22 protein-coding genes are annotated in these 25,056 nt (G+C 38.6%); 12 read left to right on the top strand and 10 right to left on the bottom strand.

Translation table 11 applies throughout. The features are described from left to right. Positions 1-4: 4 nt before the first annotated feature. Both H5115_RS08830 and H5115_RS08825 read left to right on the top strand, forming a co-directional pair. On the top strand, positions 5-745 hold the full coding sequence (locus tag H5115_RS08830; protein WP_182674402.1) for a SapC family protein: 741 nt from the start codon (positions 5-7) through the stop codon (positions 743-745). Further along, on the top strand, positions 738-1,457 hold the full coding sequence (locus tag H5115_RS08825) for a DUF6445 family protein (RefSeq protein ID WP_182754840.1): 720 nt from the start codon (positions 738-740) through the stop codon (positions 1,455-1,457). The genes H5115_RS08830 and H5115_RS08825 overlap by 8 nt, the downstream gene beginning before the upstream one ends. 8 nt (positions 1,458-1,465) lie before the next feature. On the opposite strand, the gene H5115_RS08820 is transcribed toward H5115_RS08825, so the two are convergent. Then, on the bottom strand, positions 1,466-1,960 hold the full coding sequence (locus tag H5115_RS08820; protein ID WP_182754838.1) for a dual specificity protein phosphatase family protein: 495 nt from the start codon (positions 1,958-1,960) through the stop codon (positions 1,466-1,468). 89 nt (positions 1,961-2,049) lie between these two features. Between H5115_RS08820 and H5115_RS08815 the strand changes: the two genes are divergently transcribed. From H5115_RS08815 to H5115_RS08805, 3 genes are all read left to right on the top strand, one after another. Beyond that, positions 2,050-4,251, top strand: coding sequence for an exonuclease domain-containing protein (locus H5115_RS08815; RefSeq protein ID WP_182754836.1), 2,202 nt, complete (start codon positions 2,050-2,052; stop codon positions 4,249-4,251). A 136-nt stretch (positions 4,252-4,387) separates the two neighbouring features. Then, positions 4,388-5,269, top strand: coding sequence for a hypothetical protein (locus tag H5115_RS08810; protein ID WP_182754834.1), 882 nt, complete (start codon positions 4,388-4,390; stop codon positions 5,267-5,269). A gap of 66 nt (positions 5,270-5,335) precedes the next feature. Further along, on the top strand, positions 5,336-6,289 hold the full coding sequence (locus H5115_RS08805; protein ID WP_182754832.1) for a surface lipoprotein assembly modifier: 954 nt from the start codon (positions 5,336-5,338) through the stop codon (positions 6,287-6,289). Here H5115_RS08805 and H5115_RS08800 read toward each other — a convergent pair. After that, complete coding sequence (locus H5115_RS08800; RefSeq protein WP_182754830.1) at positions 6,273-7,619, bottom strand: S8 family serine peptidase; 1,347 nt, start codon at positions 7,617-7,619, stop codon at positions 6,273-6,275. The two genes, H5115_RS08805 and H5115_RS08800, sit on opposite strands and share 17 nt — an antisense overlap. 140 nt (positions 7,620-7,759) lie before the next feature. On the opposite strand from H5115_RS08800, the gene H5115_RS08795 reads away from it, so the two are divergent. Genes H5115_RS08795 through H5115_RS08785 form a run of 3 tightly spaced genes read left to right on the top strand, consistent with a single transcriptional unit; the run spans position 7,760 to position 9,526 of the window. Further along, positions 7,760-8,251, top strand: a complete 492-nt coding sequence (locus H5115_RS08795) for an RNA polymerase sigma factor (RefSeq protein WP_182754828.1) — start codon at positions 7,760-7,762, stop codon at positions 8,249-8,251. Then, a complete protein-coding gene (locus H5115_RS08790; protein WP_182754826.1) occupies positions 8,248-8,988 on the top strand; it encodes an anti-sigma factor in 741 nt (246 codons plus the stop codon). Before H5115_RS08795 ends, H5115_RS08790 begins: the two co-directional genes overlap by 4 nt. A 25-nt stretch (positions 8,989-9,013) precedes the next feature. Next, the gene (locus H5115_RS08785) at positions 9,014-9,526 is read left to right on the top strand and encodes a CC0125/CC1285 family lipoprotein (RefSeq protein ID WP_182754825.1); all 513 of its coding nucleotides are present in this window, start codon (positions 9,014-9,016) and stop codon (positions 9,524-9,526) included. Positions 9,527-9,556: 30 nt separating this feature from the next. Here H5115_RS08785 and H5115_RS08780 read toward each other — a convergent pair whose 3' ends face one another. Next, the gene (locus H5115_RS08780) at positions 9,557-10,441 is read right to left on the bottom strand and encodes a DMT family transporter (protein ID WP_182674410.1); all 885 of its coding nucleotides are present in this window, start codon (positions 10,439-10,441) and stop codon (positions 9,557-9,559) included. Between the two features lie 102 nt (positions 10,442-10,543). On the opposite strand from H5115_RS08780, the gene H5115_RS08775 reads away from it, so the two are divergent. Continuing rightward, positions 10,544-11,068: a sel1 repeat family protein gene (locus H5115_RS08775; protein WP_182672041.1), complete on the top strand. Its 525-nt coding sequence runs from the start codon at positions 10,544-10,546 to the stop codon at positions 11,066-11,068. 2 nt (positions 11,069-11,070) lie between these two features. Here H5115_RS08775 and H5115_RS08770 read toward each other — a convergent pair whose 3' ends face one another. From H5115_RS08770 to H5115_RS08740, 7 genes are all read right to left on the bottom strand, one after another. Beyond that, a complete protein-coding gene (locus tag H5115_RS08770; RefSeq protein WP_076914928.1) occupies positions 11,071-11,223 on the bottom strand; it encodes a DUF2496 domain-containing protein in 153 nt (50 codons plus the stop codon). Beyond that, complete coding sequence (locus tag H5115_RS08765) at positions 11,207-11,488, bottom strand: late competence development ComFB family protein (protein WP_002958257.1); 282 nt, start codon at positions 11,486-11,488, stop codon at positions 11,207-11,209. Before H5115_RS08765 ends, H5115_RS08770 begins: the two co-directional genes overlap by 17 nt. Positions 11,489-11,539: 51 nt before the next feature. Next, positions 11,540-12,433 (bottom strand): histone deacetylase, encoded by an 894-nt coding sequence (locus tag H5115_RS08760; RefSeq protein ID WP_182754823.1) that lies wholly within the window; start codon positions 12,431-12,433, stop codon positions 11,540-11,542. 13 nt (positions 12,434-12,446) lie between these two features. Further along, positions 12,447-13,055 carry a primosomal replication protein gene (locus H5115_RS08755; RefSeq protein ID WP_002958255.1) on the bottom strand — a complete coding sequence of 203 codons (609 nt, stop codon included), beginning with the start codon at positions 13,053-13,055 and terminating at the stop codon, positions 12,447-12,449. A gap of 1 nt (position 13,056) precedes the next feature. Beyond that, positions 13,057-13,833 carry a TSUP family transporter gene (locus H5115_RS08750; protein ID WP_002958254.1) on the bottom strand — a complete coding sequence of 259 codons (777 nt, stop codon included), beginning with the start codon at positions 13,831-13,833 and terminating at the stop codon, positions 13,057-13,059. Further along, positions 13,833-15,908: an ATP-dependent DNA helicase DinG gene (gene dinG, locus H5115_RS08745; RefSeq protein WP_182754821.1), complete on the bottom strand. Its 2,076-nt coding sequence runs from the start codon at positions 15,906-15,908 to the stop codon at positions 13,833-13,835. The genes H5115_RS08750 and dinG overlap by 1 nt, the downstream gene beginning before the upstream one ends. A gap of 84 nt (positions 15,909-15,992) precedes the next feature. Then, the gene (locus H5115_RS08740) at positions 15,993-17,726 is read right to left on the bottom strand and encodes a tetratricopeptide repeat-containing sulfotransferase family protein (RefSeq protein WP_182754819.1); all 1,734 of its coding nucleotides are present in this window, start codon (positions 17,724-17,726) and stop codon (positions 15,993-15,995) included. 108 nt (positions 17,727-17,834) lie between these two features. Between H5115_RS08740 and H5115_RS08735 the strand changes: the two genes are divergently transcribed. The 3 genes from H5115_RS08735 to H5115_RS08725 all read left to right on the top strand — a co-directional run bounded on the left by H5115_RS08735 (position 17,835) and on the right by H5115_RS08725 (position 25,026). Further along, positions 17,835-20,174 (top strand): DNA polymerase II, encoded by a 2,340-nt coding sequence (locus H5115_RS08735; RefSeq protein WP_182754817.1) that lies wholly within the window; start codon positions 17,835-17,837, stop codon positions 20,172-20,174. 276 nt (positions 20,175-20,450) lie between these two features. Then, positions 20,451-23,315: a TonB-dependent receptor domain-containing protein gene (locus H5115_RS08730; RefSeq protein ID WP_182754815.1), complete on the top strand. Its 2,865-nt coding sequence runs from the start codon at positions 20,451-20,453 to the stop codon at positions 23,313-23,315. Between the two features lie 58 nt (positions 23,316-23,373). Further along, positions 23,374-25,026 carry a tetratricopeptide repeat-containing sulfotransferase family protein gene (locus tag H5115_RS08725; RefSeq protein ID WP_182754813.1) on the top strand — a complete coding sequence of 551 codons (1,653 nt, stop codon included), beginning with the start codon at positions 23,374-23,376 and terminating at the stop codon, positions 25,024-25,026. Positions 25,027-25,056 lie beyond the last annotated feature (30 nt).

Here is a 25,056-nt window from a genome sequence, read left to right as displayed (position 1 = left end):
ACACATGGAAAATTTAGTCGCATTAGAACAAAGTGCTCATCAGCACATAAAAATAGACACACAAAAGGCACAATCACACGCAGAAAACATTAATATGGTTCCTGTTGTTATGGCGGAACTAAACCAAATTGCTGTTCAGCAGCCTATAGTTTTTGCAAAAAACTCAGAAACAGGCGAGTTTACACTCAATGCTTTATTAGGCTTTGAGCAACATGAGAACTTGTTTTATCAGAACTCGCAGTGGCAGGGTGTGTATTTACCGCTTCAATTACAGCGTCAGCCATTTTTTGTTGGTGATACTCATGCGCAGCAAACTCAATACCCTGTGTGTATTAATTTAAATAGCCCAGCAGTCGTTAATAATCGATCGCAAAGCCAGAATAATTTAGAACCAATTTATACCCAAAGCGCAGAAGAAAGTAGCTATTTCAAACAAATAAAGCAGTGTTTAGGGCATTTACTACAGGGCGAAATAGACAATAAAAAGTTAATTGATACCTTGTTACAGCATGATCTACTGCAGCCATTATCGCTTGAGGTAACGTTTCAGAACAGTCAAAAAACAAAGTTAAACGGCCTATACACTATTAACCAAGAAAGACTCGCACAACTTAATAGTGATCAAATTACACTTTTACATCAAAGCGCTTTATTACCCGCTATTTATACTGTTATAACCTCACTTGGCCAAATATACCCATTGATAGAGCGTAAAAATGCAGTGCTTAATTTAGCCGATGATTGATTTTAAACTAAACGAAAATATGGCGTTACACATACATACTGTAGGGGAAGAGAAAACCCCTATTATTGTTATTGATGATTTTGTAAATAATGTAGATGCGCTTATTAATTTTGCTGTGTTTTCTCAAAGTGCTAGAGAAGCGTTTTGCGCACAAGAAAGTGATTTTTACCCAGGAGTAAGAAAAGCAGCACCGCTTAGTTATATCGAGCGGTTAAAAGCGCTTGCGCCAATTATTAATTCACACTTTGATATGGCGGATAAAAGCGAGTTCGATGTAATTCTTTCTGCTTTTTCAATTGCATGCACTGAGCCTGATAAGCTCAGGCCAATACAAATGCTCCCTCATTTTGATACACCTAATATAAATCAACTTGCTATAGTGCACTTTTTATGTGATGAAACTCATGGTGGCACTTCATTTTATAAGCATAGAGCCCTAGGGTACGAACGTATAACAAAAGAGCGGCTTATGCTTTATAGGCAAGCTATTAAGCAACAAGCCATGGCGCAAAAGCTTCATAAAAATCCACAATATATAAATGGAAGTACAACTTTGTTTGAGCAAGTTTACAGTGTAGAGGCAAAGCTAAATCGCGCAGTTATATACCCAAGTAACTTATTGCATTCCGGTAATATAAACGCGTCTAATGGTTATGCCTGTGACCCAGTTAATGGGCGTTTAACTATCAGTAGCTTTGCTGTTTTACGCTAGCTTTTTTATTACCGACTAAAACTCTCAAAGTACTCTTTTTGCAATTCTATAGTAAGCGCTTTAGGGCGAATGCCTTGTACTAGGTTGTATACCTCTTCTTTTGTGTAACCTGCCGAATTTAAAATAAGCGCAGCCACCAACCCTGTGCGGCCTGTACCGCCTTTGCAATGTATGGCAATGGTTTGTTTGTGTTGTATGGCCTGTAATATGTCGGTTTTGTGGGTGTTCCAGCTTGATGTAAAAGGCTGTTTGGGTGCTTCGTCGTCATTTATAGGTAAATGAAACCAGGTTATATCGTGCTTATTGCACTCACTATTAATTGTTTGTACGTTGTTTTTTTCAAGTTCTTTTTGCGGCATAAGTGAAAGCAGCATGTGAGTGCCAGCCGCCTTTAATGTAGCGATTGAATCCGCTAGGTTTTGCGTTTTTGTGCCAGGGCAAGGCGTAAAAATAATATTTGCGCCGTTATTGAGTGATAAAACATCGTACGGATGCGCGCTCATGGTAAGTCCTTTATTTTTAATGAATTTGCTTTTATACGCTCACTATAGCGTGTTTTAGTTATAAGTTTAAGATTGAATAATAAGCATAAATGCTAGATACTGTTTTTATATACAGTTATGGCGATATTATGAAAAAAGAATTACCAGCAAAATACTATTTAGCGCATTTTAGAGAGCTTATTGAGTTTGTAACTAGTAAATGTATGCATTTACTTGAGCCCAAACACAGCGAATTTATTAGTAAAATTAACCAGCTAGATGAGCAAAGCCAATGCATGTTGGCGCGTGTGTACTCGCGAAAGCCTTATTTGGTGCAGGCGCAATCGCTTAACTATGAAGAAATAACCTCGCCGCATCAGGCTATTTATTCGCTAAAAAAAGCGGGCATTTTATTTGAGCCAAACGAGCAGCATTACCAGCAGCTTTTAGCGCACTTAACTAAGCCTTCTTTGGTTGAGTTGCTAAGTAATTACAGTGAGCAAATAAGCTTTAAAAAAAGCGCCGCTAAAGGCGCGCTGGTGGATATTGCGCGTGAGTTTTTTAAAGCATGCCCACAAGAGCTTGCGCCACTTTATAGCCAGTATGTAATTAACAACCGCAGTGATTACTACGAGTATTTTGAGTTTTTATTTGCAGGTAAACTAAGCAGTGGTGATGTGAATCATCAAAACCGTTTTGTAATGCGAGACTTAGGCTTAACCGCTACGCGCGAAGGACACAGCGAGAGCTTGTCGCGCTTTGAAACACTTGACGAAGCGCAATCAAACTATTTATTAAACCGTTACCGGTTTGCATTTAAAAATATTACAGATGAGAGCGACTATGTTGCTTTAGCGTCGCAGGTTTTAGTGCAAGCTGCACATGGTGCAATAGCCGTTGTATTAAAAAACAAACTATTAGTTAGGCTTTATAGGCAGCTAAAAACAGTTGATAGCGAACTTGCTTTTAGTTTACTTGAAGGGTGTGTGGATGATAGCGAAGCACAAGAAATTCAAATAAGAGAGCAATACAGGCTTGGCAATAAAGAGTGGGTAAAAGCTCGATTAGAAGCCATTATCGAAAACCCACTTACTGATGATTTACTTTATTTTGCTGACGATTTTTTAATGCGTAAGTTTAATAAAAAAACACGTTCGCGTTTAAGTGCCATGCTTGCCGATACTCAGTGCGTGCTAGAAATAGATGAACTGTACCGAGGTGAAGTAGAGCAGGGCGTAAACGATTATTATACTCGCCAAGGTATGGCTGTATTTAATACCGAAAACACGCTTTGGCAAAGTTTGTTTGGTTTAGTATTTTGGCATGAGTTATTTGTGGAGTCGCCTTATCCGCCATGCAATGAGTTTGATATTTATCCGCAAGTATTAAGGCTTGGTAATTTTTATGAAGCGCAGCAAACACAGATAAATGAGCGCTTAGCGCAGTGCCAAACGTCGCAAGCATTACTTAATTTAGTATGCAAACATGCAGCGCAATACTTTGAGCAACCTAACGGTTTGTTTAGATGGCGCAGCAATTTATTAGAGCCACTAGAGGCGCTTATTTTAAACAGCCCTATTAAGGCGCTAATTGCGCACTTAACAGCCATGAGCAAACATTATTTACAGCTAAAAGACGGCTACCCCGACTTAATGGTCATTAATAATGGCCAAGTACATTTTGAAGAGGTAAAAGCCCCTGGCGATAAGCTTAGGCGCAACCAACTTACCACCATAGATAATTTAAAAAATGTGGGCTTTACGGTACACATTGCCGCAGTTAAGTGGTTTGTAGATCCAAACCGTGTTTACAGCGTAGTTGATATAGAAACCACCGGCGGCTTAAAAGGCGGTAACCGTATTACCGAAATAGGCCTTGTAAAAGTGCAATACGGTAAAGTCATTGATACTTGGACAAGCTTAGTTAACCCCGAGCGCCATATACCTGGCTTTATTACGTCATTAACCGGTATTAGCGATAGCATGGTACGCAACGCGCCAGTATTTGCCGATATAGCCAAGCCGCTATTAGATAAACTCGCAGGCAGTATTTTTGTAGCCCATAACGTTAATTTTGACTACGGCTTTATTAAAAAAGAGTGCGAGATGGCAGGGCACTTTTTTAAAATGCCAAAAATGTGCACCGTGGTTGAATCGCGCAAAGCGTTTAAAGGCTTAAAGTCGTATTCGCTTGGTAACCTTAGCGCGCATTTTAATTTAAATTTAACCAGCCATCACCGCGCATTGGCCGACGCAACCGCCACCGCCGAGCTGTTATTGCTGATACAAAATAGTGAAACGCTAACGCCGTAGGGTATTGGCTTACCTTTAAGTATTTGAAATTTAGTTAATAAGTGATTTTATTGTAATTTTTTTAATTTATTTTGGAATAAAGTGTTTTTGTAAATCGTCTTCTTTATGTCAATCCGACAAACTAGAGGACAAAACAATGATTAAATTAAATAAAATTGTAAGCGTAATGATGTTAAGCGGTGTGTGTACTTTTACAGGTGCAGTGCACGCCGCTGATATTGAACTATCTCAGTCAACGTCGGCGCAGCAACAAACATCTACATCTATTGCGCTTTCACAAAACGGTTTAACAGCCAGTGGTAGCAACGAGTCAAACGCATCTAGCGATACACAAGTAACGGCTGACGATTCGCAAAATACAGATTCAACGGCAAATAACACGCAAACTTCAGCGCAAGAAAGTAGCGAGGCCGCAGAGCCTGCAAATTCATTAGTTGCATCTGCCAGCTCATCTTTAAATAACTCATTGAACGCATCGGCCTCGTCTTTAAATGCCATAGGCAATACCACAGCCAATACAGCACTTGATGCAACCGCGCAGTTAACCTCCTCGGCGGGTAATTTAACGACTGCAGTGAGCCAGTCGTCATTACTTGGGCTTACCTCAGAGCAAGCCGCTCAGCCTGATACTACTGATACACCAACAGATGCCTCTTTACTTTCAAATGTGGGTAGCTCTACCGATTCAGTAACACAAGCTGATGCAACAAATGCGCTTAATACGGGTGAGCTTACAAACCAATTAGCAATTACTAATACGGCTGCAAATTCAGTGAGTTCTACACTGCAGGTAGGTGATGCAATTAATACCAGTAATGAAGTAGTAAGCAGTGTTCAGCAATCTTTAATTGCCAGTGTGCAAGATAGTACGGTTAGCAGCTTACAAAGCACGGTACAACAAAGTGTTAGCGGGCAGGTGAGTGCAGCGGTCACTGATCAAATTAGTAACGATGTAGCACTTAGCACCGCAAGTGAAGTAGTTACCAACATTACTAACGATTTAGACCTAGGTCTTTAATACGCCCTAAGCGTGTTTGCACAAATGCCGAATAGGGAAACCTATTCGGCCTGTTGGAGAATAAATATGAAAGCAGTTATAACCGCCACATTGTATGTTTTTAGTGCCCAAGCGGTGCTTGCACAAACCAACCACGTTAAAACACCTGAGCAAAATAAACCCTTTAAAAGTAGCTTTGAGCTAAATGCAGATGCAGAAGTTGGGGGATTAAGTAATTCAGCGCTCTCTGTTCAGGAGCTTGACGATATTTCATCGCAAAGCGACAGCGGCATAAAAACCGCAGCAGGTGTTAATGCAAAATGGCAATTAACCAAAGGCGCTAAATTAACCTCAAGCTATCGGTTTGAACAACAAGACTACGATGAATTTGATCAATACGATTTAGATCTTCATCAATATGGTTTAGATGGCAGTTATAGCTTTAATAGCCATGAGGTAGGAGTTCGTTACGATGGTGCAAAAGCAAATGTAGATGGCGATACATTTTTACATTTTAATCAAGCTAGTGCTTACTATGGCCACTTTTTAAACCCGCATACGTATTTGCGTATGAGCATAAAAACCAAAGCTAAACGTTTTGCTACTGCAAAAGCACGTAATGCCGACGGCGTAGGTGCCGATGTAGCGCTTTATCATTTTATAAATAATGGCCAAACCATGTTAATGGCAGCGCTAAGTGCCGATAAAGAAAACGCCGACGACAACCAATACGACTTTAACGGCTACGGCTTTACTACTAAAGTTACGCACAAATTTACGGCCTTTAATGTGGCTAACAAAGTAGGGGCTGGCTGGCGTTATCAAAATAAAGATTACGATGAGCAAACAACGGATGATTTTTTTGAGCAAATACCGTCGCGAGATGAGCATCGAAATGTAGTTAATGCGTTTTATAACCTAGCTGTGTTTGAGCACGTAAAACTAATAGCTGAGGCTGAATATGGCGATTATCAATCAAAGCTTAGTAGCAATACCTATACTCAGTCGGTTTTATCGGCGTCAGTTAAAGTGCACTTTTAGGTGGGTAAATGGCGCCATAACCAAAGGTGGCGTCTTTGCCTTGCTTGCCTAAATCGACGGCCAGCGATGTAAGTTCGTTAAGTGCTTTGGTTTTATTATTACCATGTTTTAACAATAAACAACTTAATGCCGCGCTTACATGCGGCGCCGCCATTGACGTACCCGACTCCCTCCCAAATTTTCCATTGCCTTGGCTTGTAACAACATTTACACCAAGGGCTGCAAAGTCTATGTAATCGCCTTTATTTGACCATCTATAAATGTGGTTTTTTGAATCAATAGCACTTACCGCTATCACGCTTTTATACGCGCCTGGGTATAACGGCTGCGACGCCGGACCTTGATTACCCGCAGCTGCTACAATTAAACCATTTTGTTTTATTGCTGCAGTAATACTTGCTTCTAAAATTGCGTTATTTGGCCCCGTTAGGCTCATATTTATTACGGGTATTTTATTACTAACTAGCCAGTTAAGTGCCTCTACTATGGCAAATAAAGTAGCCCCTTGTGCATATTCAGATTGCCTATAAAACACCTCGGCACTGTAGAGCTTGGCACTGCCTAAAAGCGGGTTAAGTTTTGCGCCTTTACCTGTAATTAGCCCTGCAATGGCGGTGCCGTGTAAATTTGGCGAGCTTAACCCTTGTGGTAAAAAGCTTTGTGTGATGATATTTGCGCCTTTAAAAGCACTGTGTTTGGTATTAATGGCGCTGTCGATCATGCCAATTTTTACGCTTTGTGTGCAGTAAGGAGCAACAGACTTATTTGGTGTTACTTTTGCGGTAGGCTCGCCTGTTTGCGCTTGGTAAATGTGGTTTCGGTCAAGTATTGCAGACTCATTTAAGTTAAGCGCTTTTAATAACTCACTTTTAGAGTTAACACCTTGGGGGGCGTTAAAGCGCACTAAGCTCATATTAAGTGCGTTGTAATTTTTTACCGATACAATGGTTACATTTTGCTGCTTTAGGGTATTAAGTTGTTGGCTATTAGCCATTAATAACCATTGGCGCTCTATTGCTCTAAAGCCGTTTTCAAGCTCTACTTCAACAAATGCGGTGTTTTGGCTATTTATATTAATGTTAAGCACATTGGGTAAGCTGCTAATTGGCTCACTTATTTGCGCTTTTAGTTCATCAATCGATATTTGTGGAACAGGCACCGGAAGCGGCAGGCGCTGTGCTCGCTCTATAGTTTGTTCAATACGCTGCTCTATTGGGTTTAGCTGCCCAAGCACCTGATCGACTCTTACTATATTGGCTGAACTCGTTGCGCTAAACATACAAAGCGAAGCGGCTATTATGTGTTTAACGCGTGTGTTTATAATATTCATAGTGGGTTACTTCTATTAAATTTATCATGCTGGTTAGTTAACGTTTAACACATAGAAATATTTCATTATTTAAATTATTTTGATTATTTGGGAATAAATGCTTTTTTGAATCGTCTTCTTTATAAAAGGGGTAAAAATCAATGAACGAAACTATAAAAACCTTATTGCCCATGCTTAGGCGTTTTGCCTATTCGCTAACGGGTAGTAAAGCAGATGCAGACGATGTAGTGCAAATAACAATTGAAAAACTATTAGTAAAAGGTATTTCAGATGACGTTGAGCCTGCTAAATGGGCATTTAAAATTTGCCGTAATGTGTGGATAGATGAATACCGCTCACGCAAGGTAAGGCAAAATACGGCTCAGGCCGATATATTACCAGAGCCAATAACAAGTAATGAGCACCAAACACTCGAAAACAAACAAATGCTTAAAAATGTAAATACAGCACTTGGGCAATTACCCGAAGAACAACGCGCCATAGTATCGCTGGTGGCAGTGCAGGGCATGGCTTATAAAGAGGTAGCACATACACTCGATATACCTATAGGCAGTGTAATGAGTAAATTATCGCGCGCACGCAGTACACTTTATAATTTAATAAAACCCGACTTTAAAAAGGAGCAAGTATGAACATTAACGACGAAACACTTAGCGCCTTTTTAGACTCAGAACTAAGCGAGCACGAAATGGAGCAAGTGCGTAAAGCCCTTGAAACCGATGATGAGCTAGTAATGCGACTTGCAGAATTTAGCGAAGTAGACATGTTAGTAAAAGAGCACGCAGCAAGTATTGACGACGCACCACTTAGTGACTCATTAGCTAAAACGGTTGCAAAGCTTGATACAGCAACGACAAAAAACACGTTAAACAGTAATGTAGTAACGTTAACGCCTTGGCAAAAGGTTAAGCAATCGGCTAATAAAAGTTTAGCAATAGCAGCAAGCGTTGCTGTGGTATTTGGTATTGCAATGACGAGCTATTTACAACCCAATGAGTCGCAAAATTTAGTAGCCAGTAACATAGCCACAGCGCTTAATACACAGCTAAGTAGTGGTGAGTATAAGCAAAGTGATGGCTCACTATTTAGTGCACAGCTTAGTTTTAAAAATCAGCAAGGTGAGCTTTGTAGGCAGTATGCACTAAGCTCAAATAATACAACGCAAACAAGCATTGCTTGTAAAACGCAAAGCGGTTGGCAAATTAAAGCGCAAACAGCCGTGCAGCAAAGTAACAGTGGCGCGCAATATCAAACGGCGTCTAATAACAGTGAGTTAGATGCTGTTATAGATAGCATGATCAGCGGCGCACCACTCGATAGAGCGCAAGAGCAGCAAGCAATTAGCGCAAAGTGGCAGTTAAACAAATAATAATGTGTATAAAACGAGGTGAACTATGAAAACATCTATTTTAATTATCAGTATTTTACTTATGGCGGGCTGTGCATCTAAACCTGATTACCGCGCCGCAAATAATGGCTCACAAGGTTACAGCGAGCAAAAGATTAGCGACGATCAATACCGAGTAGAGTTTAAAAGCGTATCAAATAATGTAGCCGATGCCGGTGACTATGCATTATTACGCGCGGCTGAGCTTACCCAAACACAAGGCTACGATTGGTTTGTTGTAACCAACAAAGAAACCTTTGTTGAGTCTAAATCGCAAGCTCCCGCGTCATCTATTAGTGCATCACAAAGCCAGCAATATGAGCGAAGCTGCGGTTTATTAACCTGCGAAACACGCGCTCGCCCAACAAGCAGTGTAGGCGTACAAGTGAGCAACAATGATAAACGCAAAGAAGTGCACACCTTAATTGATATTAAAATGGGCAAAGGTATAAAGCCAAGCGACAACAGTTTTAGCGCACAAGACTTAATTGAAAACTTAAGCAAAAAAGCACAAAAGTAAGCGCTTTGTAAAAGCGCTTGATATAAGCACTTAGCTTGTTTTAGCTAAGTGCTTTTTTCGTGGTAAGAAACCAGTAACCAGCATAGTGCCCACAATGACAAATAATGCGCCTAGTAACGTATTTGGCCCAATTTGCTCATCTAAAATTAAATGCCCCCAAAAGATGCCAAATAGTGGAATTAAAAACGTGACTGTTAATGCTGAGGTAGGGCCTATATCTTCGATTAATTTAAAAAATAAAATATAAGCAAGTGCGGTACACATTACTCCTAATACGAGTACACCTAACATAACGTTGGTGCTTGGAACTTCACGCATTGGCATAAATAAGATAAGAGGCAATACCATAAAGCTTGAAGCCCACATTGAGCCATGGGCGTTATCGAATGGGGCCAGTTTAGGCGCGTTTTTAGTGTAATGCGATGCAATGGCATAGCAAAGTGATGCGCTTAATGCCGCTACTATGGCCAAAATTGATTGGCTATTTAACACAAAATGATTTTGCCCAACCAAAATAACTACGCCAATTAAACCCAGCAGTAAACCAATCACCATACTTTTATTGGGCTTTGTTTTTTTCCATACAATTCCAACAACAACACCCCATATTGGTGTTGTAGAATTTAAAATTGAGAGTGTGGAAGCGCTAATAGTTTGGGCTGCGTAAGCAAAAAATAAAAACGGCAGAGCAGAATTAAACGCACCTATAATAAAAAAGTGTTTTTTATGTTGGACAAACGCTAAGCTGCGTTTTAAGTACAGCGCCACAATAAAGAGGGTGAGTGCGGCAAAGCCAACTCTAAATTCTATTAACACCGCTGGGCCTAAGCTGTTAGCTGCCATTCGCATAAATAAAAATGACGCGCCCCAAATTGCAGCCAGAAAAAATAACCGAAGTAAACTTGCTAAGCTCATGATAGTATTTTAATTATACAAACAGGATTACACAATAACAGGCTTTGCAAAGAGTGTAAGCCAGATTCGGTACTCGCATATAAAAATAATAAAGGACTAGTTATGGCTAAATGTATATCGGTTGCAGCAATTTTGGCTGTAGGTTTATTAGGTGGGTGTGGGTCGACCCCTGTTAGCCTATACAGCGACAATACAATGAAGAAAAAAGAATACAATGGTATTAAAGCGTATAAAAAGGGGCTGTACGAGCAAGCTTTTTATGATTTAAAAGAGCCGGCAGCACTTGGCTATAAAAGTGCACAATACACGTTGGCATTCATGTTTTTAAAAGGCCAATACTTGGAGCAATCTACTAAACTCGGAATGGGCTGGCTAGGTGTTGCAAAAGAAGCGGGGGTTGAGAATTGGTCTGCGCAATACGATGCATTTTACAGTGCAGCGACTACGCAGCAAAAACAACAAATAGACGAAACAGTTGAGTTGTATATAACGCAATTTGGCGTTAAAGCACAAAATATGACCTGTCGGCGTTCAGCTTCGCCTAGGCGTACATTTGGTGAAGTTAAAATTGATTGCACTAAGCACGAAGGTAGCGTTACCGAGCACGACATACAGATAATAGAATAGAGTTATGACTTTTCTAGCTTCTTTTCAAAGTCGCTTTTAACTATTTCAAGTGCTTTAAGTACTTCTTCTGGAGCAACATCGTGTTGCTCTAGTATCATAATTAAATCTACTGCAAGTTTCATATGTGTAGGGGCTTGATCAAGTGGACTTGTCATTTAACTCTTTCTTTTTTGATATTTGGCTGATGGCAACATTTATTGCTGTTTGTACACGTTGTTCCATATGTATGCGTTCTGATTGCGGTAAATAAAACGCCATATCTACATCGTAGCGAATATATCGTGGCGGGAGCTGATTTAGTACCGTACAACAAAAGTCAGCCATTACATCTTCATCATATTTTTCATCAAGTTTAAGTTTGATAACTTCCTCGACTACAATCTTTTCGTAATAGTTGTGTATATCTTCGTGTAATCGCATATTCCCACCGCTTTAAAATAATCCGTTTAACTGAGTCTATACTATGGCTTGCTATAAATCGATAGCGGCTTTAAATAGTTGTTTATGAACATTAATTAGTGAACTCAAATTACGCTGATAACCTCCGCCTAGGCCGCACATTAGTGGGATTTGGTGTTGCTTACAAAAGTTGAGAGTAAAAAAGTCGCGTTTATATACGCCATCTAGTGATACATCAAACAAGCCCAACTCGTCTTTTATGTAAATATCAGCCCCTGCATTATACAAAATAATATCGGGGTTATGAATACGCACGCAAAAATCGAGTGCTTGCTCTAATGTAGCAAGGTACTCAGCGTCGGTTGTTTTAGCGGGTAATGCAAAATCGTAAGTGGATTGCTGTTTATTACGAGGGAAATTTTGCTCACAATGAATTGAGCAGGTAATAATTTGGTCATGATTTTGAGTGATTTGTGCTGTGCCATCGCCTTGGTGTACGTCGCAATCAAAAATTAAAACAGTGTCGGCTTGCTCTGTATTTATTAAATGTGCTGCTGCAATAGCTAGATCGTTAAAAATACAAAAACCGCTGCCGTAATCACTGTATGCATGATGATAGCCACCACTTAAATTAGCCGAAAAACCATGTTTTAGCGCGTGTTCACTACTTTGGATGCTTGCCCCAACTGATAGTAATGTGCGCTCTACCAATTCATTTGAATAAGGAAAGCCCATTTTTTTTATGGCTTTATTGCTAAGCGTGCCGTTTAAAAAGTTATTTATATAATGTTGGCTATGACATAGCGAAAGTTGAGATTTGGTTGCTTTTTTAGGCTCTTGAAAGTGAATAGCCGAAACACCTAGGTTTTCTATTTCGGTTTTAAGTAACTTATACTTTTGAATAGGGAATCGATGACGTTCTGGGAGTATAAGGTCTGAATACAATGGATGATAATAAAGCTGCATAGTAAAGTGCGCCTTAACGCAGCTGCTGTTTTTCTACTTGTTGAATTTTATCTTCGGTGGCAGAAATTGCTTTTCTGCAGCGGCCTAATCGAGCGTGTGTGCTTAATATTTCAAGGTTAAGCTTTTGTGCTTTAGCAGGTGAGGCTTTATCCATTTGCATTTTTCGCTCTTCAATCATAAGTACTAAACGGCGTTCAAACTCATGGTTTTGTTTTAATTCGTCGTAAAGCTCATGGGATGATTGCATTATTTTTTGCACAGCTTGCTTATAAACGGTTTGCTTAGGGCGTGGTTTATAATGGCTTTTGTTTTCTTTAACCCAAATAGGGGTAGATTTAATAACATTGAATACAGCTTGTATTTGAGCTGCAATACGTTCAAGCGCGTAGGTATAAGCATGGCGATGCTCGCTTGGCGGTAACCTCGAAACTTCGTCTTCTATTTCTATCACGTAATCGACTAGGTTCATGCTTTTGGTACTAAAAACTGCGCGGTCAAACAAGCTAGGTTGTGCTTGCATGTAACGATTTTTAGAAAAAAGTTTAGCTTTATCAAATTGCTCAGCTTGTTGTTTTAGCGTTGCAACTTGTTGACGTAGTTTATCTAAAGCCATTGAATGCATATTAAAAGTAAGCCTCGTAAATTAGTTTTAATGCTAAAAGTATAACCATAGTATTAAATACTGGGCGAATAAATTTGCTACCAAAACGTATTGCTGAATGCGCCCCAAACCATGCGCCTAGCATAATAAAAAAGCCCATTGTTATGCCAAGTAAAAAGTTTACATGGCCGAGTGCAACAAAGGTAATTAAAGATATAAAGTTAGACACAAAGTTCATTGAACGCGCTAAACCACAGTTGAGTAGCAGGTTCATTTTGTAAAGCATGCCATTAGAAGCAGTCCAAAATGTACCCGTACCTGGGCCTGCTAAACCATCAAAAAAGCCTAATGCTAAACCTTGTAGCCATTGTTTTATTTTCATCGCTTTGTTTAGTTTAGGAAGTTCATCGCCTTCGGTAGTACTTAAATTACCAAATAAGCTATAGCCAGCAACTAAAATAATAATAATCGGGAGTAGTTTGTTTAAAAAATCGATACTTAAATGATCAACAATAACAGTCCCTATCAATGCACCTATTGCGGTAGCAATAATAGAGGCTGCCCAAAACTTAGGACTAAATAAGTTCTTTTTATAGTATGTATAGCTTGCCGTTAACGAGCCAAAACTAGCCGCTAATTTATTGGTGCCTAATGTTAAATGTGGAGGTAAGCCAGCAGTTAATAAAGCGGGTACAGTTAACATGCCACCGCCACCGGCGATAGCGTCTATAAAACCTGCGGCAAGTGCAACAGCACATAAAACAGCCCAGGTTGTTGGATCGAGTGCGAGTTCAAACATTAATAATCTATTTGTCTTTTAAAAGGTGGTAGGGTGTCGAGCATGGCTTTACCGTATCGCTTAGTCACTAAGCGTCTATCGAGAATAGTAATACAGCCTTCATCACTCTCTTTTCGCAGCAGTCTACCACAGCTTTGTACCAATTTCTTTGCGGCGTCTGGCACGGTAATCGTTAAAAACGGGTTACCACCTTTGCTTTGTACAAATTCTGCTTGCGCTTCTTCTATCGGCGAAGTAGGTACAGCAAACGGGATTTTAGTAATTATTAAGTTCTCTAAATATTTCCCTGGTAAATCAAGCCCTTCCGAAAGGCTTTGTGTTCCAAATAAAATACTGCCTTTGCCTTCGTCTACATTTTTGGTGTGTAACTTAAGTAAAGCTTCTCGCGACATCTCACCTTGTACTAATAAGTTAAAACCTTTTGTTCTAAGAAACTTTGTTACATGGTCCATTTGCCAGTAAGAAGCGAATAGTACAAGGTTCGCTTTTTTATCATTTAAGTACTCTGGTAAAGTTTTAGCTAGGTGATCACTAAAGTCTTTATCGGTAGGTTCTACTTTAGATACCGGAATACGTAAAGTGGCTTGTTTTGGGTAATCAAAAGGAGAAGGTACTTTAATAAATTTAACGCCCTCTTCTTTAGCAAGCCCTGTTTCGTAAGCAAAGTGATCAAATGAGCCCAGTGCACTTAATGTAGCAGAGCATAAAACAGCGCCCGCGCATTCTCGCCACAATTTATCTTTTAAATAATAACCGACCTCGATAGGGCAGTCGCTTAATAAGTGGTCGTGATGGCTTTTATATTCAAGACGTTTTATCCACCGTGCATGGGGAGCACCTTCGCCTTTTTTTGCGTAACTAAACCATAGTTTGTTTAGTTGCTCTAAGCGGTTTATGTATTGACCGCTTTCGCCTAGTATTGGGTCGGCAACGTAAGGTTTTATGTCGCCGTCGCTTACATCTTGGGTAAGGGTGTCGTGCATTTTGTTTAAACAGCGCAGCGCATCTTGCGTGGCTTCGCTTATGTCTTTTGCTTTACTGTGCAGCGATTGTGGAATTTCACCGTGCTCAAAGCGATAAGTATCGTCTTTCGAATATTCAAAGTCAGCATTATCGAGAATATCGCGAACTACTTTTAAATCTTTATTCGCGTCATTAATACTGTCGCAAAGTTTAAAGTTTTGCCCAATAGCTCTTTGCCCCACTAAAACCTTCGCCATTTTCCCGCTAAACTTGGTGAGCTTATCAAGCCACTCTATCGTGCCTTTAATTGTTGCAGCAGCCGATGAAAAGTCGCGTGTTATATGTGCTAAATGGTGCGCTTCATCAATTACATAAATGGTGTTGTCGGGCTCTGGTAAAATTTTACCGCCGCCTAGGTCTAAATCGGCAAGTAATAAAGAGTGATTAATTACCAATACATCCATTTGCATTAATTGATTACGAGCAAGCTGAAACGGACACGTTTGATGGGCCTTCATTTGGCGTTGGCATGAATGTTTATCGCAGGCTATTAAGTTCCACACTCTATCGGATACAGTATCGGCCCAACTGTCTCTATCGCCTTGCCATTTTTTATTCACATAGGCGTTATATAGCTCATTTAAACACTTGGTTTCCATTGCGCTCAATGGTGAGGTAAGCGTTGGCATAAAGTCCATTTGTGTTTGGCTATCGCCGTTTACAGCATTATGTAATTTGTGAGCGCAAATATAACGATGGCGACCTTTTACTAAATCAAATTTAAAGTCGAGGCCTGAATGCTTTTTAAAAAATGGGAGTTCTTTTGCTATTAATTGTTCTTGCAGTGCAACCGTTGCGGTAGAAATAACTAACTTCTTTTTTTGCGCTAAGGCAAGAGGCAACGCGCCTAAACAATAGGCAAGAGACTTACCGGTACCAGTGCCTGCTTCAATTACGCAAATGCGCTGCTTTTTATGGTATTCGCCAGCAAGTGTTTTTGCTATTTCGGCTACAAGATAATTTTGACTGCTACGAGGGCGATAATCTTTTAGGTTACTAGCCACATGCTGGTGTACTTGCCTAATTGTTTTTTTTAGTGAGTCAGAAAGCATGGGATGATTTACCTAAAGTATGTATATAATTACAGTGCTATGGATTTTAGAGTTATAAGAGTGTAACTACAAGCAGCTTGTTTACTAATTTAGCCTATTAAGCAGTGGCGTTAGATGATTTGCATATTTTTTCCAGTCAGTCAGCGCTTCTTTGTAAATTGGCTTACGTACTTGTTCTGAACTGGGAGTTAAAACAGGACGTTGATTATTATAAAACTCATAACACGCTTGCTCTACTACTAAATTGCAATGTTCAAATAAATCATTAACCGTTTCAGTGAAGTTGTTTATTAAGCTTTCATAATTAATTGTATATATTTCGTCAGGATATACGCTATGCCAATGTGTCATCAGCTTATAATATTCATTCATGTAGTGAGCTAAATCTTCCTGATCGTAGCTATAACTATGGCCTTGTGAAAATGAGTGCTTATAAAGGCTCCATGCAGTCGCTTTTTTATCTCGTTGTACATCGATTATTTTTGCATTAGGAAATAAAGTTTTGATAAGAGCAATATGTTGAAAGTTGACTGGTTGTTTATCAATAAAGTAAGGCTTGTTATTGCGAAAAGGTTCAATGAATTTTAAATAGCGTTTGGCTAATGTTGCCAAGTGCTCTTGAGTCAAACTATTTAGCTTATAAGGTACGTTGCTTTTTATCTGAAGGTTTTCTAACTCTACTGCAATAGAAGTGATTTCTGATAATTCATAGCTAGCGTCAACATAGCTATGCGATGCCAGTATTTGCTCAATAAGTGTAGAGCCACTTCTTGGCAAGCTTACAATAAATATTAGCTGGACTTCATTTTCGGTTGAGGTATGTACTGTATTGGCTACTTTTTTGGTTAGGTATTTTTTACAGCGCTCATTAAAGTCATTAGTAATGTAAGGGGTAAGTGACTTTTGTAAATCGTTACTTATTCTTAGCTGCAAAAAGGCATCTTCGTACCTGCTATGTTGTTCATATGCTTTAGCTAAAGCAAAGTGAAGTTGTGCTTTATTCAATTTATTTGAGTCTATTGTTATCTGCTGTTCTAAATTAGCTATATTAAGCTGAGTGAAAGTATATGTTTTTAAGTTTGCTAAGTTCCAATAGGCTTCGCCGATATGGGGAGCTAGTTCTATTGTTTTGCAATAGTACGCAATAGCACTTTGGTTATTGCCAATTATCTTTTCTATGTTTCCAAGTCTTAAATTGCAATATGCGGGGTAATAATTTTTATTTAACAAAGATTGGTAATTTAGAGATGCATTTTTGAAGTCCATCATTTTTACATAGGCAGCAGCGAGTAGACTTTGGGATTGTGGTAGTAAAGTAACTAATTTGGTCGACCTATTATAAAAAGAGATTAGTTCTAAATATTGCTTTGTATTAAATAATGCTTCAATGTGCGCATCATAAGCGGCTGATTTTGTGCTGTTTATATTTATATTATGAGAAGTAATAGCCAAATACGTTTTTAAGTCGTTTGCCTGAAAAGCTATTTTACTTAATAACACTAAAACACGGTATTCATTCGCTACAAGCTTGAGCAACTCATGGGCAATGTTTTCTGCTGGTTTTAATTCTTTGTTTAATAGATGCTGATTCGCTTTATCTAAACGTTGGTTAAACCAAGCAATCATCTCATATTGTTTAATGGCTTGTTGGTATTGCTCTTGCTCTTTTAACTGTCGATGTACTTGGGCTAATACTTGCCAAGCTTGATGGTGCTCTGGTGCAGTTTGAATTAAAGATAATATTATTTTTTTGGCTTGTTGAAGCTTGTTTTGTTGAAGGAGATTATTAGCGTGTTGGATAATTTCAGAAGGGCTCATTGAATGCTCATATTATTTTTTCTTAAGACTAACTTAGAAAGAAATAAAATATAACCTGCTTTACAAATTTTATTTTTGTCGTTTTTTATTACAAGGCTTATTTCATTAATGCACTTAGACTCGGGGTTTATTCTCTCTACAGAAACAGTTGATTCACCTTTGGGCGTAAGTTTTGTTATTTGGCTTTTAACTGAAAAAGGGCCATTAAAAGCAATTAGCTTACCAGAGTCAGTTGTTTTTTTTATCAAGTTAAAGGATAAAGCGACGGTAGAAAAAGTACTGCGGCTCTCAGATGTTTCTTTTGAAATTGTCCCTGTAGAATTAAAAGATTTCCAGCAAGGGACTGTGGCTGGTTGCTACTTTAAATCACTTAAACATTACTATAATGCGTTAAAAGCTCTAAGCGCAGAGGGCATTGTGACATACGAAGATGACATACGCCCTATAGATCGCTTTTTAATGGAGCGATTTATTAAAGGCTCCACATGGGTGAGAGGAGATATTACACATAAAAACGGATATAGGCTGTTAACCAATTGCCAATTTAAAAATAACCCAGATGTAAATCCTAAGTTTAAAACAGTTTCTTTAGACATCGAATGCAATGGAGAAGGGGTATTATTCTCTATTGGTTTGGTCGGTCATGGCATTGATTGCGTATTAATGATTGGCAGTCCTATTAAATATAGTGATGCAATTGAAGTAATATGGTGTGTTGATGAAATCGATCTTTTACAAAAATTACAGCACTTTATAGCAAAAACAGATCCAGATCTTATTATTGGTTGGAACGTCATTGAGTTTGATTTTTCTGTTCTTCACTCCAGAGCTGAAACTCTAGGTATAGAATTGCGTCTTGGACGTAATAACGAAAAAATAAAATTACGAGTAGGCCATTATACTCGATTAACTATACCAGGAAGAGTTGTTATAGACGGTATAGACACGTTAAAAAATGCGACCTACCACTATGATAGCTTTAGCCTATCAAATGTAGCTGCTAAGGAGCTTGGTGAGAAAAAGTTCATCAGTTCAAGTGACCAGCTAGCAGAAATTGAACGCCAATTTAATGATAATAAGTTATCCCTTGCGAAATACAATAGACAAGATTGCGTACTGGTTCTACGTATTTTTAACAAATTAAATTTACTTGATTTTGCTGTTGTTAGGAGTCAATTAACGGGGCTTGAACTTCATAGAATGGGCGGTTCAGTCGCTTCATTTGTTAACCTTTATCTGCCCTTACTTCACCGAAGTGGTTATGTAGCACCTAATTTAGGAGATCATGGCTTAAGTTTTGATAGTCCTGGAGGGTATGTAATGTCTTCAAAACCGGGGTTTTATAAAAATGTACTTGTACTCGACTTTAAAAGCTTATATCCATCAATTATGCGTACTTTTTGTATAGACCCTCTTGGTTTAATTGAGGGGTTGCTCAATCCAAAAGATGCAATTTCAGGATATAATAATGCACTTTTTTCAAGACATAAAAATCATTTACCAGCCCTTATAAAAACTCTATCAATAACAAGACAAGAAGCAAAAGATAGCCAAAAACCTATGTTATCGCAGGCTATAAAAATTATAATGAATAGCTTATATGGAGTGCTTGGTTCTCGGGGGTGTCGCTTTTACGATCCACGTCTTTCAAGTTCAATCACACTACGTGGGCACGATATAATGCAAACCACAAAAAAATGGATAGAGGAGTGTGGGTACAATGTAATTTATGGCGATACAGATTCAATATTCATTACTTTGGATGACGGTTTGAATACGCTTCAATGCGATGAAATTGGTAAACAATTAGCTATTAATATCAATCAACAGTGGGTACAAGAAATTAGTCAGAAGCACGACTTAGAGAGCTTTTTGGAGATTGAATTTGAAACCTTATACAGTCCTTTTTTTATGCCTACAATTAGGGGGAAAACGATGGGCTCTAAAAAACGATATGTAGGTCAAAAAATTAATAAAAATCACAATGAGCTAGTATTTAAAGGTGTTGAAGCAGTTCGAAGTGATTGGACTGAGTTCGCTCAAGAGTTTCAAGTAGAGTTGTTTGAAGCTTTGTTCAGTAGTGACTATAAAATAAGCCTTTTAGAGGAGTTAGTTAATTCTTACTCTAGGCGTTTACAAAATGGAGAATTTGACGATAAATTAATTTATAGAAAAAGGTTAGGACAAAATTTAACTGAATATAAAAAGAATATTCCACCACATGTCCAAGCAGTTAAAAAATATAAAGCCCAGAACCCAAACTTTGAGGTGAAACGAGGGCAAATTATAGAGTATGTTTACACATTTGATGGACCAGAGCTCAGTGATACAAATAAAAGACTGAATTATCCTTTGTATATAAAAAAACAATTAGACCCAATAGCCGAAATGATTTTTAGTGCTATGGAAGTGACGCTATCAAAGAGCACTCAAACCTCTCTCTTTTAAGTTACCGTAAGCTAAAAGTTAACCTTTGTGAATTCAATCCCACCTTTTTATAATTTCTCCTAATGCAGTAATGGCGCTATTTAATAATGCCAATGTAAATTTTTTGATTTTAAATTGTAATGCTTTAGCTGTGAAAGTGTTGGTAATTAACAATAAGTTAATTTTATGTTGACCACATTGTGTTGCTGGTATTATCATGACGTATGATTACCATTTATTAACAAATGGTAATCAAGCAAAAAATATAAAAAATATAAAGTATTCTGGGAGAATCAAATGTTAAATAATAAAGTTTCAAAAGCAGTTCGCTTAGCGATAGCTTTCGGTACAGCTTCAACAGCTGCTTTTTCAGCAAGTTCGTTTGCTGCTGATGAAGAAAAAGTTGATAAGGTTGAACGAATTGAAGTTACTGGTTCACGTATCAAACGTACAGATATGGAAACAGCTAGCCCAGTGCAAGTAACAACTGCTGAAGAAATTGCTGTTGCAGGTTTTACTCGTGTTGAAGACATGATGAATAGCTTACCGCAACTAGAAGCGTCTAATACTTCTTTCCAATCAAATGGTGCTTCGGGAACTGCAACCCTTGATTTACGTGGTATGGGCGCTCAGCGTACTCTTGTTCTTGTAAACGGTCGTCGTATGCAAGCAGGTGGTATTTACACACAATCAGCTGATATTAACCAAATTCCTGCTGCGCTAATTAAACGCGTAGATGTAATGACTGGTGGTGGTTCATCTACTTACGGTGCAGATGCTGTTGCTGGTGTTGTAAACTTTGTAATGAACGATCAGTTTGAAGGTTTTGAAGTTAATGTAGGTACAACTGCTTACCAACATAATAACGATAATGAATACATGCAAGGCCTAATGGATGATGCTGGCTTTGAATATGAAGAAGGTAATACGGGTCTTGATGGCGCGTCATTTGATTTTGCAGCGACCCTAGGTGGTGCATTTGATAGTGGTAGGGGTCATGCAGTAGCTTACTTTACTTACAACAGACAAAATGAATTACGCCAAGGTGCACGTGATTACTCATCTTGTGCTCTAAATGCTGCTGGTACAGCTTGTGGTGGTTCAGGTAATGCTGTTAACCCTAACTTTTATATCTCAGCTCCTAACGCTGACGGTGTTGTAGACTTTGGTGAAGGCCAGTACGAATACTGGACTCTAGGTCAAGATAGCAGCTTTATTCCTTCAGTTGGTAATACATATAACTACGCGCCAATTAACCACTTTATGCGTCCTGATGAACGTCATACATTAGGTATGTTTGCTAACTACGAAATCAATGATAGCTTCCGTCCGTTCATGGAAGCAATGTTTATGCGTAACCGCACTACAGCGCAGATTGCTGAGTCTGGTACGTTCTTTAATGATAATTACTCAATTGATTTTGATAGCCCATTATTAAATGATACACAACGTGCACAACTAACTGAGCGCTTTGGATTGACTTCTGGTGATCAGTTTGCAACTTATATTGGTAAGCGTAACGTTGAAGGTGGCCCTCGTGCAGACAGCCTTGAACATAACTCTTTCCGTTTAGTATTAGGTAGTAAAGGCGAAATTAACGACCTTTGGTCTTACGAAGCATTTGCTCAATACGGTTCAACGTCATCTTCTTCAGCATATGAAAATGATTTCTTTGGTCCGCGTATAATCACCGCTTTATCAGCAAATGGTGAAGATTGTAGCGCGACTTCTGGTTGTATTCCGTACGATGTTTTTCAGTTTGATGGTGTAACTGAAGAAGCTGCACAGTCACTTACTGGTACGGCAATCTTGAACGGTGTTACTGAGCAATTGATTGTAAGTGGTTTTGTTACTGGCGAATTCGATTTCTCACTTCCATCTTCAGAGTACCCAGTTGCTGCAGTATTTGGTGCAGAGTATCGTGAAGAAACATTCAGTAGAACAGCTGATGAAGTATATGCACAAGGTCTATTACTAGGCCAAGGTGGTACTACGAAGAGTTTAAATGGTGGTTATCAAGTACGTGAAGTGTTTGGTGAGCTTAGCCTACCAATCGTTGAAGATTTACCGTTAGTTGAAAGTTTACTTGTTGAATTAGGCTACCGTTGGTCAGACTATAGCACTTCAGGTGCTGAGCCGACTTATAAAGTGGCAATGAACTGGGATGTAACAGGCGATTGGAAAATTCGTTCAAGCTACAACCGTGCAGTTCGTGCAGCAAACAATGGTGAGCTATTCGCTCAACAAAGCACTGGTTTATGGCCCGGTACTGATCCATGTGCTGGTACACCAAGCCTAACAGCTGCTGAGTGTGCAAATACAGGTGTTTCTGCAAGTCAGTATGGCAATGTAGGTAAGAGCCCTGCGGATCAATATAATGCTCTGTTTGGTGGTAATCCAGATTTATCTCCAGAAATCGCTGATACTATTACTTTAGGTGTTGTTGGTAACCCATTTGAAAACTTCAACTTCTCAATCGATTACTGGGATATTGAACTTGAAGACGCGATTGGTAATATTGACCCAGAAATTCTAGTTACACAATGTGGTAAAAGCGGCGCGGCTGTATTTTGTGATAACGTAGACCGTACACCTGGTAGTGGTAGCCTTTGGATAGGTTCTGGCCAAGTTGTTGCTACAAATACTAACTTAGGTAATATCCATTACGAAGGTATCGATTTAAGCGCAAACTACGATATGGAAATTGCTGAAGGTACATTAAAAACTAGTATCATTGGTACCTACATGTTAACTAAGGAATTTGATAATATTCCTGGTGTAAGTGAAGTATATGACTGTGTTGACTCATTAGATAACGGTTGTTTCCCTCAACCAGAATGGCGTCATGTTGTATCTGCTAGCTACGACACGGGCAGCTGGTGGAGAGCTACTGCTAAATGGCGTTTCTTCAGCGGTGTAAACGATTACACTGGTGCTGATACATTAGTACAAGACGACGGTATTAGCTCACAAAGCTATATTGACCTTAAAGGTACATTTACTATTAATGATTACACGTCTTTATTAGTAGGTGTTAACAACGTTATGGATAAAGAGGCACCTCTAGTTGGTGGTTCATTATCAACAAACGCAAATGCTATTGCTGGTTACTACGATTCGTTAGGTCGTTACTTCCATGCGAGCCTTTCATTAAAATTCTAATTTGAATTAATTAATGTATATTAAGCGAGCTTAGGCTCGCTTTTTTTATGGGGAAAAAATGAAATCGGTAAAAGACAGTTTACTGTTTGCAATACAGCAATTGAATAGTGGAAAGATTGTGGCAGGTAAAGCTACCCTAGAAGGTTTATGCGACAACCCTGAAGTTAATGAGCAAGCTTTAGCTGTATTGTTTAAAGTAGCTATGAATGAAGGAGATTTACTAAAAAGTAAGGAAGTTTGTAGAAGACTCATTTCAATAGCCCCCAAAAAATTCGATTATGTAAATACTCTTTGTCAGTTATATGCCGCCAGTAATGAATTCTCTTTAGCAATAGACTTACTTAAAAAATACACTGAAATAGTACCGGATAGCGCAATGTCATATTTTCAATTGGGTGAAATGGCAAAAAAAGATGGCAAAGGTACTCTTGCAAGTACATCTTTATTAGCAGCTATCGAGCTTGGTTACCACGACATATATACCGCTTATGTAGAGTTAGCATCCGTCTACTCTGAGCTTTTAATTGATTATGGGACTGCGACTAATTATTTACAGCAGGCAATTACAGTTGAGCCAAATAAAATTAATGCCTATTTTAATCTTGCTAATATATATGAGCAGCTTGGTGATAAGCAAAACTGTTTAAAGAGCTTTAATCAGGTATTAAAGATAAATCCTTTATATGGTCTGGCGCATGCGAGAATTGCTGATATACAAACATTTAATAAAAAAGAAGCGTTAGAATACGAACTAAAAAGCCTATCTATTTTAGAAGCTACAGAAGATGATGTGTTAAAAGCTGATATGTATTATGCGCTTGGAAAAGCCTTTGACGATAGCAAAGATTATGAAAAATCATGGTCTTATTATACTAAAGCCAATAGTTTTAATCGAAAATATATCCCGCAATACAACAGAGTTGATATTGAACATCAAGTAAGTAGCACACTAGCAAGAGAGCTTAGTAACGTAAAAAGTAAGACTGGCGATATTGTTCCAATTATTATTTGTGGCATGTTTAGGTCTGGTTCAACCTTAATAGAACAAATAATTTGCACTTCTGAGGTGATTAGCAATGGAGGAGAGATTGATTACTTGCATAAGCAACTATTCAATCTAATTGATAAGCCTAAAGTGCTGTCAAGCACGGTTAACTCAACATTATTTCAGCAAGGTTATGAGAAAGAATTAAAGTTAAGAGCGGGAAAAAGTAGTCTTGTTACTGATAAACGGCCTGAGAACTACTTATACATTGATATAATTAAAATGATGTACCCTGAAGCAAAAGTTATTTGGACACAGCGCGATATTAGAGATAACAGTTTATCGGGTTACTTTCAACATTTAGGCCCAAGTTTGAATTATGCGACCGCACTGAATGATACAGTGCACTATCATAAAGCGCAGCAGCGTGTTAAAGCACATTGGCTAAAAAAGTATCCTAATGATATTTTTACAGTCAATTATGATGAACTTGTTTCAAAGCCCGAGGGGGTATTATTGCCTCTGTTCGAATTTTTAGGCGTAAAATACCAAGGTGAAAGCGGTTTATTTCATCAACAAAAAAATATTGTAAGTACTGCTAGTGTTTGGCAGGTGAGAAAGCCTCTTTATACATCTTCATCGGGAAGATATAAAAATTTCAGTAGGTATATTAAAGAAAGCTTATCTATTTCTGATTTTGAAGAGTTTAATAATGTATTAGATTAATCACTGAGAGTATTCAGCACTCAATAGAGC

The sequence above is a fragment of the Pseudoalteromonas sp. SR44-2 genome, assembly GCF_014163745.1.
In the GTDB taxonomy this organism is placed as follows: domain Bacteria; phylum Pseudomonadota; class Gammaproteobacteria; order Enterobacterales; family Alteromonadaceae; genus Pseudoalteromonas; species Pseudoalteromonas distincta.
The sequence above is the reverse complement of the archived record's forward strand: the minus strand, read 5'-3'. Positions and strand labels throughout refer to the sequence as shown.

Bases quoted from the DNA above. Each gene is read 5' to 3' on its own strand.
- H5115_RS08825 (WP_182754840.1), top strand. From the start codon at position 738: ATGATTGATTTTAAACTAAACGAAAATATGGCGTTACACATACATACT.
- H5115_RS08785 (WP_182754825.1), top strand. From the start codon at position 9,014: ATGAAAACATCTATTTTAATTATCAGTATTTTACTTATGGCGGGCTGT.
- H5115_RS08760 (WP_182754823.1), bottom strand. From the start codon at position 12,433: ATGCAGCTTTATTATCATCCATTGTATTCAGACCTTATACTCCCAGAA.
- H5115_RS08755 (WP_002958255.1), bottom strand. From the start codon at position 13,055: ATGCATTCAATGGCTTTAGATAAACTACGTCAACAAGTTGCAACGCTA.
- H5115_RS08805 (WP_182754832.1), top strand. From the start codon at position 5,336: ATGAAAGCAGTTATAACCGCCACATTGTATGTTTTTAGTGCCCAAGCG.
- H5115_RS08815 (WP_182754836.1), top strand. From the start codon at position 2,050: ATGCTAGATACTGTTTTTATATACAGTTATGGCGATATTATGAAAAAA.
- H5115_RS08775 (WP_182672041.1), top strand. From the start codon at position 10,544: ATGGCTAAATGTATATCGGTTGCAGCAATTTTGGCTGTAGGTTTATTA.
- H5115_RS08800 (WP_182754830.1), bottom strand. From the start codon at position 7,619: ATGAATATTATAAACACACGCGTTAAACACATAATAGCCGCTTCGCTT.
- H5115_RS08830 (WP_182674402.1), top strand. From the start codon at position 5: ATGGAAAATTTAGTCGCATTAGAACAAAGTGCTCATCAGCACATAAAA.
- H5115_RS08725 (WP_182754813.1), top strand. From the start codon at position 23,374: ATGAAATCGGTAAAAGACAGTTTACTGTTTGCAATACAGCAATTGAAT.
- H5115_RS08750 (WP_002958254.1), bottom strand. From the start codon at position 13,833: ATGTTTGAACTCGCACTCGATCCAACAACCTGGGCTGTTTTATGTGCT.
- H5115_RS08735 (WP_182754817.1), top strand. From the start codon at position 17,835: ATGCACTTAGACTCGGGGTTTATTCTCTCTACAGAAACAGTTGATTCA.
- H5115_RS08790 (WP_182754826.1), top strand. From the start codon at position 8,248: ATGAACATTAACGACGAAACACTTAGCGCCTTTTTAGACTCAGAACTA.
- H5115_RS08810 (WP_182754834.1), top strand. From the start codon at position 4,388: ATGATTAAATTAAATAAAATTGTAAGCGTAATGATGTTAAGCGGTGTG.
- H5115_RS08820 (WP_182754838.1), bottom strand. From the start codon at position 1,960: ATGAGCGCGCATCCGTACGATGTTTTATCACTCAATAACGGCGCAAAT.
- H5115_RS08770 (WP_076914928.1), bottom strand. From the start codon at position 11,223: ATGACAAGTCCACTTGATCAAGCCCCTACACATATGAAACTTGCAGTA.
- H5115_RS08765 (WP_002958257.1), bottom strand. From the start codon at position 11,488: ATGCGATTACACGAAGATATACACAACTATTACGAAAAGATTGTAGTC.
- H5115_RS08730 (WP_182754815.1), top strand. From the start codon at position 20,451: ATGTTAAATAATAAAGTTTCAAAAGCAGTTCGCTTAGCGATAGCTTTC.
- H5115_RS08780 (WP_182674410.1), bottom strand. From the start codon at position 10,441: ATGAGCTTAGCAAGTTTACTTCGGTTATTTTTTCTGGCTGCAATTTGG.
- H5115_RS08740 (WP_182754819.1), bottom strand. From the start codon at position 17,726: ATGAGCCCTTCTGAAATTATCCAACACGCTAATAATCTCCTTCAACAA.
- dinG (WP_182754821.1), bottom strand. From the start codon at position 15,908: ATGCTTTCTGACTCACTAAAAAAAACAATTAGGCAAGTACACCAGCAT.
- H5115_RS08795 (WP_182754828.1), top strand. From the start codon at position 7,760: ATGAACGAAACTATAAAAACCTTATTGCCCATGCTTAGGCGTTTTGCC.